This is a genomic window from Hydrogenophaga sp. UC242_53 (assembly GCF_042696965.1).
GTDB lineage: Bacteria > Pseudomonadota > Gammaproteobacteria > Burkholderiales > Burkholderiaceae_C > Hydrogenophaga.
On record NZ_CP170552.1, the window covers coordinates 20,651 to 33,364 of the forward strand.

8 protein-coding genes and 4 pseudogenes are annotated in these 12,714 nt (G+C 68.4%); 10 read left to right on the forward strand and 2 right to left on the reverse strand.

Annotated features, from left to right (window positions below; all coding sequences use genetic code 11):
- Window positions 1-31: 31 nt before the first annotated feature.
- From can to ACFJI0_RS00145, 6 genes and pseudogenes are all read left to right on the forward strand, one after another.
- Window positions 32-691 carry a carbonate dehydratase gene (gene can / locus ACFJI0_RS00120; protein ID WP_382323000.1) on the forward strand — a complete coding sequence of 220 codons (660 nt, stop codon included), beginning with the start codon at window positions 32-34 and terminating at the stop codon, window positions 689-691.
- Between the two features lie 64 nt (window positions 692-755).
- Window positions 756-1,941 (forward strand): annotated as a pseudogene (locus tag ACFJI0_RS00125) (acetyl-CoA C-acyltransferase).
- Between the two features lie 16 nt (window positions 1,942-1,957).
- Window positions 1,958-2,627 (forward strand): annotated as a pseudogene (locus ACFJI0_RS00130) (SDR family oxidoreductase).
- Between the two features lie 26 nt (window positions 2,628-2,653).
- The gene (locus ACFJI0_RS00135; RefSeq protein WP_382323001.1) at window positions 2,654-3,787 is read left to right on the forward strand and encodes an acyl-CoA dehydrogenase family protein; all 1,134 of its coding nucleotides are present in this window, start codon (window positions 2,654-2,656) and stop codon (window positions 3,785-3,787) included.
- A 246-nt stretch (window positions 3,788-4,033) separates the two neighbouring features.
- On the forward strand, window positions 4,034-5,425 hold the full coding sequence (gene trkA / locus ACFJI0_RS00140; RefSeq protein WP_382323002.1) for a Trk system potassium transporter TrkA: 1,392 nt from the start codon (window positions 4,034-4,036) through the stop codon (window positions 5,423-5,425).
- A gap of 12 nt (window positions 5,426-5,437) precedes the next feature.
- Window positions 5,438-6,899 (forward strand): annotated as a pseudogene (locus ACFJI0_RS00145) (TrkH family potassium uptake protein).
- A gap of 93 nt (window positions 6,900-6,992) precedes the next feature.
- Here ACFJI0_RS00145 and ACFJI0_RS00150 read toward each other — a convergent pair.
- Window positions 6,993-7,697: a glutathione binding-like protein gene (locus ACFJI0_RS00150; RefSeq protein ID WP_382323003.1), complete on the reverse strand. Its 705-nt coding sequence runs from the start codon at window positions 7,695-7,697 to the stop codon at window positions 6,993-6,995.
- 92 nt (window positions 7,698-7,789) lie between these two features.
- Here ACFJI0_RS00150 and ACFJI0_RS00155 point away from each other — a divergent pair, with 92 nt between their 5' ends.
- Both ACFJI0_RS00155 and ACFJI0_RS00160 read left to right on the forward strand, forming a co-directional pair.
- The gene (locus ACFJI0_RS00155) at window positions 7,790-8,176 is read left to right on the forward strand and encodes a YchJ family protein (protein WP_382323004.1); all 387 of its coding nucleotides are present in this window, start codon (window positions 7,790-7,792) and stop codon (window positions 8,174-8,176) included.
- Between the two features lie 12 nt (window positions 8,177-8,188).
- The gene (locus ACFJI0_RS00160; protein ID WP_382323005.1) at window positions 8,189-8,851 is read left to right on the forward strand and encodes an HAD family hydrolase; all 663 of its coding nucleotides are present in this window, start codon (window positions 8,189-8,191) and stop codon (window positions 8,849-8,851) included.
- On the opposite strand, the gene ACFJI0_RS00165 is transcribed toward ACFJI0_RS00160, so the two are convergent.
- Window positions 8,780-9,799 (reverse strand): AraC family transcriptional regulator, encoded by a 1,020-nt coding sequence (locus tag ACFJI0_RS00165; protein ID WP_382323006.1) that lies wholly within the window; start codon window positions 9,797-9,799, stop codon window positions 8,780-8,782. The two genes, ACFJI0_RS00160 and ACFJI0_RS00165, sit on opposite strands and share 72 nt — an antisense overlap.
- Window positions 9,800-9,941: 142 nt before the next feature.
- Between ACFJI0_RS00165 and ACFJI0_RS00170 the strand changes: the two are divergent.
- Together ACFJI0_RS00170 and ACFJI0_RS00175 are read left to right on the forward strand one after the other, a co-directional pair.
- A pseudogene (locus ACFJI0_RS00170) lies at window positions 9,942-11,565 on the forward strand (carboxyl transferase domain-containing protein).
- 4 nt (window positions 11,566-11,569) lie between these two features.
- Window positions 11,570-12,706, forward strand: coding sequence for an acyl-CoA dehydrogenase family protein (locus tag ACFJI0_RS00175; RefSeq protein ID WP_382323007.1), 1,137 nt, complete (start codon window positions 11,570-11,572; stop codon window positions 12,704-12,706).
- The last annotated feature ends 8 nt before the right edge of the window (window positions 12,707-12,714 follow it).

The window sequence follows — 12,714 nt, forward strand, 5'->3', positions numbered from 1 at the left end:
TCCGAGGCCTCTTGAGCGGACAATCCCACCCATGAGCAACGATCTTCAACACCTTCTCGAACACAACCGCCGCTGGGCGGCCCAGGTCGAGGCCGAGCGTCCCGGCTTCTTCACCAAGCTCTCGCAACAGCAGAGCCCGCGCTACATGTGGATCGGCTGCTCCGACAGCCGCGTGCCGGCGAACCAGATCACCGGCCTGGACCCGGGCGAGGTCTTCGTGCACCGCAACGTGGCCAACGTGGTGGTGCCCACCGACCTGAACTGCCTGTCGACGGTGCAGTACGCGGTCGATGTGCTCAAGGTCGAGCACCTGATGGTGGTGGGTCACTATGGCTGCGGCGGCGTGCTCGCCGCGCTGCGCGACACGCGCGTGGGCCTGGCCGACAACTGGCTGCGCCACATCAAGGACGTGCGCGACCGCCACTCCGCCCTGTTGGCGGGCCTGTCCGAAAGCCACCGGCACGACGCGCTGTGCGAGCTCAACGCCATCGAGCAGGTCGTCAACGTGGCGCAGACCACCGTGGTGCAGGACGCCTGGACCCGCGGTCAGCCGCTCGCGCTGCACGGCTGGGTCTATGGCCTCAAGGACGGCCTCGTGCAGGACCTGCAGATGACCGTGCGCGGCAACCCCGATCTCGACGCGGTCTACCTGCGCGCCATCGAAGGCGTGGCGGTGCGGTCACGCGACTGAGTTCCACAGGGCCGCGTGCGCCGGCCCGATCCCCTTTCACTTTTGTTCATCAGGAGTTTTCACCATGTCCGCAGATCCCATCGTCATCGTCGGCGCCGCGCGCACGCCCATGGGCGCCTTCCAGAGCGACTTCGCCAGCCTGTCGGCCCACGACCTCGGTGGCGCGGCCATCCAGGCGGCGGTGCAGCGCGCCGGGGTGGATCCGGCCCAGGTGGACGAAGTGCTGTTCGGCAACTGCCTGATGGCGGGCCAGGGCCAGGCGCCCGCGCGCCAGGCCGCGTTCAAGGGTGGCCTGCCGAAGTCGGCTGGCGCCGTCACGCTGTCCAAGATGTGCGGTTCGGGCATGAAGGCCACCATGCTGGCGCACGACATGCTCGCCGCCGGCAGCGCCACCGTGATGGTCGCGGGTGGCATGGAAAGCATGACCAACGCGCCCTACCTGCTGCAGAAGGGCCGGGGCGGTTACCGCATGGGCCACGACAAGGTGTACGACCACATGATGCTCGACGGCCTGGAAGACGCCTACGAAGCCGGCCGCTCCATGGGCACTTTCGGTGAAGACTGCGCCGCCAAATACAGCTTCACGCGCGAACAGCAGGACGCGTTCGCCATCGCGTCGGTCACGCGTGCCAAGGCCGCCACCGACAGCGGCGCCTTCGCCGCCGAGATCACGCCCGTCACCGTGAAGGACCGCAGCGGCGAGCGCGTGGTGTCCACCGACGAAGGCCCAGGCAAGGTCAAGCTCGACAAGATTCCCGCGCTCAAGCCCGCGTTCAAGAAGGACGGCACCATCACCGCCGCCTCCAGCTCATCCATCAACGACGGTGCCGCCGCTCTGGTGCTGATGCGCGAGTCCACCGCGAAGCAGCTCGGCGCGAAGCCGCTGGCGCGCATCGTGGCCCATGCCACGCACGCCCAGGAGCCGAACTGGTTCGCCACCGCGCCCGTGGGCGCCACGCAGAAGCTGCTGGAGAAGACCGGCTGGCAGGTCGGCGACGTCGATCTGTGGGAGATCAACGAAGCCTTCGCCGTGGTGCCGATGGCGCTCATGGCCGAGTTGAAGATTCCGCACGAGAAGGTCAACGTCAACGGCGGCGCCTGCGCGCTGGGCCACCCCATTGGCGCCAGCGGCGCGCGCATCCTGGTCACGCTGCTGCACGCGCTGAAGGCGCGGGGCGGCAAGAAGGGCGCTGCGCACCCTGTGCATCGGCGGTGGCGAAGCCACGGCCATGGCGATCGAACTGGCCTGAGGCCCGGCGCACCACCATGCTCACCGTGCTGGTGATCGGCGCGTCTCGCGGCATCGGCCTGGAGATCGTGCGCCAATACCTGGAAGCGGGCGAGCGCGTGATCGCCACCGCCCGCGACGACGCCGGCCTGGAGCGCCTGCGCGAACTCGGTGCCGAGCCGCTGCGTGTGGACGTGGCCGACCCCGCCAGCGTGAGCGGCCTGGCCTGGTCGCTCGATGGCGAGGAACTCGACGTGGCCCTGTACGTGGCGGGCGTGCTCGACCCCCACGGCGCGAAGACGCCGCCCACGCGCGAGGCCTTCGACCGCGTGATGCACGCCAACGTGCTCGGCCTGATGCAGGCCATGCCTCAGGTGATGCCGGCGGTCGAGGCGGCCGGTGGGGTTTTCGCGGCCTTCTCCAGCGAAATGAGCCAGGTCGGCCTGGTGGACGGCAGCGACGCCTGGCTGTACCGCGTGAGCAAGGCGGCCGTGAACATGGCCGTCGGCCAGTGCCCGGCACAGTTACCCGGGCGCCACCTGCGTGGCGCTGGACCCGGGCTGGGTGCAGACCGACATGGGCGGCGGTGCCGCGCCGCTGACGGTCGAACGCAGCGTGGCCGGGCTGCGCCGCGTGCTGGCCTCGCTCACTCCCGAAGACAACGGCCGCCTCATCCACCACGACGGCCGGCGCGCCGCCAGCTGGTAACCCTCTCTCCTGCGAAAGACGCTTCCATGCCGCTCAACCAAGACCAACTCATGATCCGCGACGCGGTGCGCAGTTTTGCCCAGGAGCAGCTGTGGCCGCACGCGGCGAAGTGGGACAAGGAGCACCACTTCCCGAAGGACGTGCACCAGGGCCTGGCCGAGTTGGGCGCCTATGGCATCTGTGTGCCCGAAGCGCTGGGCGGTGCGGGGCTGGACTACGTGACCCTGGCCGTGGTGCTGGAAGAAATCGCGGCCGGTGACGGTGGCACCAGCACCGCGATCTCGGTCACCAACTGCCCGGTCAACGCCATCCTGATGCGCTATGGCAATGCCCGGCAGCAGGACCAATGGCTGCGCCCGCTGGCCGCCGGCCAGATGCTGGGCGTGTTCTGCCTGACCGAACCGCACGTGGGCAGCGACGCCTCGGCGCTGCGCACGACGGCGGTGAAGCAGCCCGACGGCGACTACGTGATCAACGGCGTCAAGCAGTTCATCACCAGCGGCAAGAACGGCCACCTGGCGATCGTGATCGCGGTGACGGACAAAGGCGCGGGCAAGAAGGGCATGAGCGCCTTCCTGGTGCCCACGAACACCCCGGGTTATGTGGTCGCGCGGCTGGAGGACAAGCTGGGCCAGCACAGCAGCGACACGGCGCAGATCAATTTCGAGAACTGCCGCGTGCCGGCCGAGAACCTGATCGGCGGGGAGGGGGAGGGCTACCGGATCGCGTTGTCCGCGCTGGAAGGTGGTCGCATCGGCATCGCGGCGCAGAGCGTGGGCATGGCGCGCAGCGCGTTTGAGTGTGCGCTCACCTATTCGAAGCAGCGGGAGAGTTTTGGCCAGCCGATCTTCAACCACCAGGCGGTCGGGTTCCGGCTGGCCGAGATGGCGACACAGATCGAGGTGGCGCGCGCGATGGTGCACCATGCGGCGGCCTTGCGCGACGCCGGGGAGCCCTGCCTGAAGGAGGCCGCCATGGCCAAGCTGTTCGCCAGCGAGATGGCGGAGAAGGTGTGCTCGGACGCGATCCAGGTGCACGGGGGCTACGGGTATGTGAGCGATTTCCCGGTGGAGCGCATCTACCGGGATGTGCGGGTGTGCCAGATCTATGAAGGCACTTCGGACGTGCAGAAGATTTTGATCCAGCGGGCGCTGGCCTGATTTTTCTCCGGCAAGAGCGGTCATCGGCCGTGAGGGTGGCCGATGACCTCTTGGTGTGCGGGCGGTGACGCTCCTACATCCCTTCTGGCTCATGGGTGCCTGGCGTTCTGCGCAGCGGGGTAAAGGAGGAGGCGGCACCAGCCGCCGGGGGACACCCGCGGAGCAGAGCGCCGGGCGCCCATGAGCCCGCGAGGTCCAGGCATGAAAGGCGCGGAATGCACCCGTCCCTCGTATGATCGCGCCACCATGAACATCATCATCCTGGGAGCCGGCCGCGTGGGCGAAAGCGTCGCGGAAAGCCTGGTCTCCGAGCAGAACGACATCACCGTGATCGACATGGACCCGGCCCGCCTGCGCGCGCTGGAAGAACGGCTGGACCTGCGGGGCGTGGTCGGCAACGGCATCCAGCCCTCCGTGCTGCGCGAAGCCGGCGCGCAGGACACCGACATGCTCATCGCCTGCGCCGCGCACGACGAAACCAACCTGGTCGTCTGCAAAGTCGCACACGACGTGTTCAACGTGCCCAGCACCATCGCCCGCCTGCGCTCCCCCGAATTCACCGAAGGCGACGAACTGTTGGGCAAGAACGGCTTCGCGGTCGACCACGTGATCTGCCCCGAAGAGTCGGTGATGCGCTACATCCACCAGCTCATCAGCTACCCCGAAGCCCTGCAGGTGCTCGAGTTCGCCGACGGCCGAGCCAGCCTGATCGCGGTGCGCGCGGCGCACGGCGGCGCCCTGGTGGGCCACACCATCGGCGAAATCCGCGAACGCTTTCCCCATGCCGAGATGCGCGTGGTCGCGCTCTACCGGCTCGACACCGAAATGGAAGCCACGCCGCAGACCCGCATCCTCGCGGGCGACGAGGTGTTCGTGCTCGCCGACACCGAGAAGATCCGCCACGTGCTGGGCGCGGTCCACAACATCGACAAACCCGTGCGCCGGCTCATGATCACCGGCGGCGGCAAGGTCGGCCTGCGGCTGGCGCGCAGCCTCGCGGGCCAGTGCGAAGTGAAGATCATCGAGCGCGACCTCAAGCGCTGCGAGTACCTGGCCAGCCAGCTGCCCTCGAACATGCTGATCCTGCAAGGCGACGGCGCCGACGAGGAGCTGCTGCTGGACGAGAACGTGGGCGAGATGGACATGTTCCTCGCGCTCACCAGCGACGACGAGGACAACATCATGTCCGCCATGCTGGCCAAGCGGTTGGGCGCGGGGCGCGTGCTCTCGCTGATCAACCGCCGCGCCTACGCCGACATGATGCAAGGCAGCACCATCGACATCGCCATCTCGCCCTCGCAGGCCGTCATCGGTGAGCTGCTCACCCACCTGCGGCGCGGCGACGTGGCCGTGGTGCACAGCCTGCGCCGCGGTGCGGCCGAGGCACTCGAAGGCATCGCGCGCGGCGACGTGAAGACCAGCAAGCTGGTCGGCCGCAAGGTGGAAGAGGTCAAGCTGCCCAAGGGCACGCGCATCGGCGCCATCGTGCGCGGCGAGGGCCGCAAGTCCGAGGTGCTGATGCCGCACCACGACACCGTGATCGAGACCGACGACCACATCATCGTCTTCATCCCGAACAAGCGCCTCGTCCGCGAGGTCGAGCGCCTGTTCCAGGTGAGCGCCACCTTCTTCGGCTGAGATCCCCGTTCCATGTACAACGTGCTGCCGGTTCTCGCCGTGTTCTCGCGCATCCTGCTCGCGTTCGCGCCGGCCTTCCTGGTGCCGCTGGCCTGGGCCTGGTTCCTGGACGCGCGCGACCACGCGGCGGTCTGGGCCGTGGGCTTCGCGGTCACGGCGGCCTGTGGCCTTGTGCTGTGGCGCTATACCCGCCTGCACCGCCGCGAGCTGCAGACCAAGGACGGCTTCCTGCTGGTCAACCTCGTGTGGCTGGTGCTGCCGGCTTTTGCCGCCGCGCCGCTGCTCTACACCGTGCCCGGCATCGGCGTGACCAAAGCCTACTTCGAGGCCATGAGCGCGCTCACCGCGACGGGTGCCACCGCGATCTCGGGGCTGGACGCCTTGCCGGTCTCGGTGAATGTGTGGCGCTGCTTCCTGCAGTACATCGGGGGCCTGGGCATCATGCTGCTGGTGGTCGCGGTGCTGCCTTTGCTGGGGCTCGGCGGCGTGCAGCTCTACCGCGCCGAAACGCCGGGGCCGATGAAGGACACCAAGTTCACGCCGCGCATCGCGGAAACCGCGCGCGGCCTCTGGGGCGTGTACGTGCTGCTCTCGGCGGCCTGCATGCTGGCCTACCGCTGGGCCGGCATGGGCTGGGCCGACGCCTTCATGCACATGTGCACCACCATGGGCCTGGGCGGCTTCTCGTCGCACGACGCCAGCTTCGGTTACTTCAACTCGCCCACGATCGAGAACGTCGCCACCGTGTTCATGCTGCTCTCCGGCGTGAGCTTCATGCGCTACTTCATCGTGCTGCGCCGCCGGTCGTTGCGCCCGCTCACCGACGACAACGAGATCCGCACCTACGTCGGCGTGATGGCCGTCTCCATCGTGGTGGTGCGCAACGCTGCTGGTGGCGCACGGCGGCTACAGCGACTGGGTCGAAGCGTTGCGCACCAGCGCGTTCCACGTCGTGTCGATGGCGACCACCACCGGCTATGCCTCCGCCGACTACGCGAAGTGGCCGGTGTTCGCGCCGGTGCTGCTGCTGTTCCTGGGCTGCTTCGTGTCCTGCGCCGGCTCCACCGGCGGTGGCATCAAGATGGTCCGCATGGTGCTGCTGATCAAGCAGGCCCGGCGCGAGCTGGTGCGCATCATCCACCCGCGCGTGGTCAATCCGGTCACGCTCGGTGGCGTGGTCATGCCCGCCTCGGTGATGACGGCCGTGCTGGGCTTCATGCTCATCTACGGCGCCACCACCGTGGGCCTGACCATGGTGCTGCTGCTCACCGGCATGGACGTGGTGACCGCGTTCTCCGCCGTGATCGCCACCGTCAACACCATCGGCCTGGGCCTGGGCGAGGTGGGGCCCACCGGCCACTTCGGGGGGCTGAGCGAGGTGCAGCTGTGGGTGCTGAGTTTCTCGATGCTGCTCGGCCGGCTGGAACTCCTGACCGTGCTGGTCCTCTTCACCACCCACTTCTGGAGGAAGTAAGCCCACCCCTGCCGCGCTTCGCGCGACCCCCTCAAGGGGGCGACGCCTGCGGCCTGGCGAAGCCAGTTCCGCGGCGTCCCTGGATCAGGCCCTTCAGCCGCGGGCGGGGATTTTCAGGCCGCGCTGCACGGCGGGGCGCTGTTCGAACGCTTCCAGCACGCGTTTCAGGTTCGGGAAGTCGGCGAACCCCACGATCTCGCCCGCGCCGTAGAAGCCGACCAGGTTGCGCACCCAGGGCCAGGTGGCGATGTCGGCGATGGTGTAGGCGTCGCCCATCAGCCAGGCGCGGCCTTCCAGGCGCTCGTTCAGCACCTTGAGCAGGCGCTTGCTCTCGTTCACGTAACGGTCGCGCGGGCGCTTGTCCTCGTAGTCCTTGCCGGCGAACTTGTGGAAGAAACCGAGCTGGCCGAACATCGGGCCCACGCCGCCCATCTGGAACATCAGCCACTGCAGGGTTTCGTACTTGCCTGCCGCGTCGTCGGGCAGGAAACGGCCGGTCTTGCCGGCCAGGTAGACCAGGATGGCCCCCGACTCCCACAGCGCCAGCGGGCGGCCGTCCGGTCCGTTCGGGTCGAGGATGGCGGGGATCTTGTTGTTCGGGTTGAGCGAGAGAAACGCCGGCGACATCTGGTCGTTGGTGTCGAAGCTCACCAGGTGCGGCTCGTAGGGCAGACCGGTTTCCTCCAGCATGATCGAGACCTTCACGCCATTGGGCGTGGGCAGCGAGTACAGCTGCAGGCGGTCGGGGTGGGTGGCGGGCCATTTCTGGGTGATGGCGAAGGTGTCGAGCGTGCTCATGGGCGGTCCTTGAAGTCGAAGGCAAGAGGCGCCATTGGAACACCCGCTCGCCATGCCCCCACCCTTGCAAGGGGATCGATAATCGGCTCTTCATGCCCACGACGAAAGACGCCTGCCCTTGTGGCCTCGGCCCCGATTTCCCGCATTGCTGCGGCCGCTACCTCGGCACCGGCGTTCCCGCCCCCGACGCCGAGGCGCTCATGCGCTCGCGCTACACCGCCTTCGTGCGCGGTGACGAGGCGCACCTGCTGGCAGCCTGGCATCCGAGCCAGCGGCCGGCTTCCCTGGACCTGGACGGCAGTGTGAAGTGGCTCGGGCTCGAAGCGAAGCACCACAAGTCCATTGACGACACGCACGCCGAAGTCGAGTTCGTGGCGCGCTCGCGGGTGCAGGGGCGCGGCCAGCGCCTGCACGAGCGCAGCCGCTTCGTGCGCGAGCACGGTCACTGGTTTTATGTGGATGGCGACATCCTCAACTGAATGAAAGACAAGATGTTTGATGCAGTTCTGTTTGATTGCGACGGCGTGCTCGTGGACAGCGAGCCCATCACCAACGGCGTGCTGCGCGAGGTGCTCAACGAGAGCGGCTGGGCGCTGACCCAGGCCGAGTGCATGGACATCTTCATCGGCAAGGCCGTGCGCGACGAACGCGCGCGCATCGAGGCCGAGACCGGCAAACCGTTCACCGAGGAATGGCTGCAGGGCTTCTACGCGCGCCGCAACGCGCGCCTGCTGGCCGAGCTCAAGGCGGTGCAGGGCGCGGTGGAGGCGGTGACGGCCATCCACCGTCAGGTGGCCGGCCGCATCGCCTGCGCCTCGGGCGCCGACCGGCCCAAGGTCGTGATGCAGCTCGACCTTGTGGGCATGCTGCCCCTGTTCGAAGACCGTGTCTTCAGCGGCCACGACCAGCCGCGCTCCAAGCCCGCGCCCGACGTTTACCTGGCCGCCGCCGCGCACCTGGGCGTGGACCCGGCGCGCTGTCTGGTGGTGGAGGACACGGCCACCGGCGCCCAGGCCGGGCTGGCGGCCGGTGCCACGGTGTGGGGCTACTGCCCCGAGGGGCATGGGCGCGCGTTCGAGGGCTTACCGGTGGCGCGCGTCTTCGGCCACATGGACGAGCTGCGCGAGCTGTTCGCCGCGCCACTCGCCCGGTGAGCGCCCGGTCCAGCCGCGAAACGCGCGGATGAAACTCTTCTCGTTCTGAAAGCCGCAGGCCTGCGCCACCTGCTTGATCGGGCGGCGGGTGCGCAGCAGCAGCTCGGTGGCGCGCTGGCGGCGCACCTCGTCTTTCAGCGCCTGCAGCGAGGCCCCCTCGTCCTTGAGCTGGCGGTGCAGGGTGCGCGCCGAGACGTTCAACAACGCGGCGAGGTCGTCGGCGTTGTGGGCGTCCAGCGGCTGGGTCGCCAGCACCTGGCGCACACGCTGCACCAGCAGGCGGTCGCGCCGGTAGGAGCGCACGGTGAGCGGCAGGGCGCGCTGCAGCAGCTGGTTCATGGCGGCCTCGTCGCGCCGCATCGGCAGGGTGAGGTAACGCGCGTCGAAGGCGATCGCGGCCTCGTCCGCGCCGAAGGTGGCCGGGCCGTCGAACAGCACGGCATACGCGTCCAGGTGGGGCGGCGGCGCGTAGGGAAACTGCGCACCCTGCAGCGGGATGCGCGAATCGACGTACCAGCTCGCCAGGCCGTGGATGTTGCGAAGCACCGAGACCACGCAGAACTCGGTGAGCGGACCGGGCCGGCGGTGCGGGCGCAGCACGAGGCGCGCGCGCTCACTCACCGTCTCCAGCGAGAGCGCCACATCGTCGGTGATCAGGCCATGGTGGCGGCACCAGCGCCGCAGCGCCATGCCCAGCGTGGGGGCCGAGAGGGAGGCGCGCGCCAGCATGCCGTAGCTGCCCCAAGGCAGGGCGCGGCTGAAGCAGCCCAGGCCTTCGTCGTCGAGTTCGCGCATGGCGGCCTCCGAAACCGCTTCCATCTGGGCGGCGGTGATGCGGGCGTTCGGCTGATCAACTTTCCCTGGCGGAATTTGTGCCAGTTCGAGCGCGCCTGCCGCGTCCACGCCCCGCTCGCGGTAGGCCGCCACCATGGCGCGAACGAAAGCCATGGGGGTGAGGGCGCGGTCAACGGAGGTAGGCATGGCGCCAGTTTCGCCGGAGCTGGCGGTATTTGCAACCTGCATGGCAGGCCGGCCCTCATCCGCGTGTCTATCCTCCACAATGCCCCGAAACACCACAACGGATGCCGCCATGCCGATCCTGGAGACACAACTCAACGCCCGTTCCGCCGACTTCCTGGCCAATGCCCAGGCCATGCAGGTGGTGGTCGACGACCTCAAGGCCCAGATCGCCAAAGCCACCCTCGGCGGCGGTGAAGCCGCCCGCGCCAAACACACCGCGCGCGGCAAGCTGCTGCCGCGCGACCGCGTGCAGATGCTGCTGGACCCGGGCACACCCTTCCTGGAACTCAGCCCGCTCGCGGCGCTCAACATGTACCCCGACCGCGACGGCACCGACAGCGCGCCCTGCGCCGGTGTGATCGCCGGCATCGGCCGCGTCAGCGGGGTGGACTGCCTGATCGTCTGCAACGACGCCACCGTGAAAGGCGGCACCTACTACCCGATGACGGTGAAGAAACACCTTCGGGCGCAGGAGGTGGCGATGCAGAACAACCTGACCTGCATCTACCTGGTGGATTCGGGCGGTGCCAACCTGCCGAACCAGGACGACGTGTTTCCCGACCGCGAGCACTTCGGCCGCATCTTCTACAACCAGGCCAACATGAGCGCCAACGGCATCGCGCAGATCGCGGTCGTCATGGGCTCGTGCACGGCCGGCGGCGCCTACGTGCCCGCCATGAGCGACGAGACCATCATCGTCAAGAACCAGGGCACGATCTTCCTGGGCGGCCCGCCGCTGGTGAAGGCCGCCATCGGCGAGATCGTGAGCGCCGAAGACCTGGGCGGCGGCGACGTGCACACGCGCCTCTCGGGCGTGGCCGACCACCTGGCGCAGAACGACGCGCACGCGCTCGCGCTGGCGCGCCAGGCCGTGCGCAACGCTCAACCGCCGCAAGGTCGCCACGCAGGCCCTGCGCGAACCGCGCGCGCCGCTGTACGACCCGAAGGAAATCTACGGTGTCATCCCGGTCGACACGCGCAAGCCCTACGACGTGCGCGAGATCATCGCCCGCGTGGTCGACGGCAGCGAGTTCCACGAGTTCAAGGCGCGCTACGGCGCCACCCTGGTCTGCGGCTTCGCGCACATCGAGGGCATGCCGATCGGCATCGTCGCCAACAACGGCGTGCTGTTCTCCGAAAGCGCACAGAAAGGCGCGCACTTCATCGAGCTGTGCTGCCAGCGCAAGGTGCCGCTGCTGTTCCTGCAGAACATCACCGGCTTCATGGTCGGCCGCAAGTACGAGAGCGAGGGCATCGCGCGCCACGGCGCCAAGATGGTCACGGCCGTGGCCACGGCGCAGGTGCCGAAATTCACCATCATCATCGGCGGCAGCTACGGCGCCGGCAACTACGGCATGTGCGGCCGCGCCTACAGCCCGCGCTTCCTCTGGATGTGGCCCAACGCGCGCATCAGCGTGATGGGCGGCGAGCAGGCCGCCAGCGTGCTGGCCACCGTGCGGCGCGACGGCATCGAGGGCAAGGGCGGCAGCTGGAGCGCCGAGGAAGAGGCGAAGTTCAAGCAGCCGCTGCTGGATCAGTTCGCCCACCAGTCGCACCCCTACTACGCCAGCGCCCGCCTGTGGGACGACGGTGTGATCGACCCGGCCGACACGCGCCGTGTGCTCGGTCTGGCCCTCTCGGCCACCCTCAACACGCCGATCGGCGAGCCGAAGTTCGGCGTCTTCCGGATGTGATGCCATGGCCAGGATCATCTACGACAACCCCGACCACGAACTGCTGCGCGACCAGGTCGCGCGCTTCCTCGAACGCGAGGTGGAGCCGCACGCGGCCGCCTGGGAAGAGACCGGCATGGTGCCGCGCGACGTGCTGCGCCGCATGGGCCAGGCCGGCCTGCTGGGCCTGATGTTCGAGGGCGAATACGGCGGTGGTGATGCCGACGCGCTGACCAACCTGGTGTTCGCCGAAGCACTGTCGCAGTCCACCTTCGCCGGCTTCATCATCACCGTGCTGGTGCACACCGACATGGCCGGCCCGCACCTGCACCACGCGGGCAACGCGGCGCAGAAGGCGAAGTACCTGAAGCGCGTGACGGCCGGCGAGGTGATCACTGCCGTGGGCATCACCGAACCCGGTGCGGGTTCCGACGTGGCGGGCATCCGCACCACGGCGCGCAAGGAAGGCAACGAGTGGGTGCTCAACGGCACCAAGATGTTCATCACCAACGGCGTGCACGCCGACCTGTACTTCGTCGCCGCCAAGACCGGCACCGCGCGCCACGACGTGACCATGTTCATCGTCGAGAAGGGCACACCGGGTTTCTCGGTCGGCCGCGCGCTCAAGAAGACCGGCTGGCTCTCCAGCGACACGGCCGAGCTCGTGTTCGACAACGTGCGCATTCCGGAAGAGAACTTGCTGGGCGAGCAGGGCAAGGGCTTCTACTCGGTCATGAAGAACTTCCAGACCGAGCGCATCGCGCTCGCGGCCATGGCCGTCGGCCATTGCACGCAGGCCCTGAAGCTCACGCTGGACTATGTGCGCCAGCGCCAGGCCTTCGGCGCCACGCTGTGGGACAAGCAGACCATCCGCCAGCGCGTGTCGATGCTCGACGCGAAGACGCGCGCGGCGCGCCAGTTCATGTACCACTGCGCCTGGAGCGTGACCCAGGGGCACGACATCGTGCAGGAGGTCTCCATGCTCAAGGCGCTCACCGGCGAACTCGTCAACGAGGTGGTGCAGACCTGCCAGCAGTTCCATGGCGGCATGGGCTTCATCCGCGAGACCGCGATCGAGCGCCTGTGGCGCGACGCGCGCGTGCTCGCCATCGGCGGCGGTGCGACCGAGGTGATGCTGGAAGAAGTGGCGAAACGCTATTGATGCAGGAC

Excerpts from the sequence above, each read along its gene's own strand:
- can (WP_382323000.1), top strand. The coding sequence starts at position 32 with ATGAGCAACGATCTTCAACACCTTCTCGAACACAACCGCCGCTGGGCG.
- ACFJI0_RS00135 (WP_382323001.1), top strand. The coding sequence starts at position 2,654 with ATGCCGCTCAACCAAGACCAACTCATGATCCGCGACGCGGTGCGCAGT.
- trkA (WP_382323002.1), top strand. The coding sequence starts at position 4,034 with ATGAACATCATCATCCTGGGAGCCGGCCGCGTGGGCGAAAGCGTCGCG.
- ACFJI0_RS00150 (WP_382323003.1), bottom strand. The coding sequence starts at position 7,697 with ATGAGCACGCTCGACACCTTCGCCATCACCCAGAAATGGCCCGCCACC.
- ACFJI0_RS00155 (WP_382323004.1), top strand. The coding sequence starts at position 7,790 with ATGCCCACGACGAAAGACGCCTGCCCTTGTGGCCTCGGCCCCGATTTC.
- ACFJI0_RS00160 (WP_382323005.1), top strand. The coding sequence starts at position 8,189 with ATGTTTGATGCAGTTCTGTTTGATTGCGACGGCGTGCTCGTGGACAGC.
- ACFJI0_RS00165 (WP_382323006.1), bottom strand. The coding sequence starts at position 9,799 with ATGGCTTTCGTTCGCGCCATGGTGGCGGCCTACCGCGAGCGGGGCGTG.
- ACFJI0_RS00175 (WP_382323007.1), top strand. The coding sequence starts at position 11,570 with ATGGCCAGGATCATCTACGACAACCCCGACCACGAACTGCTGCGCGAC.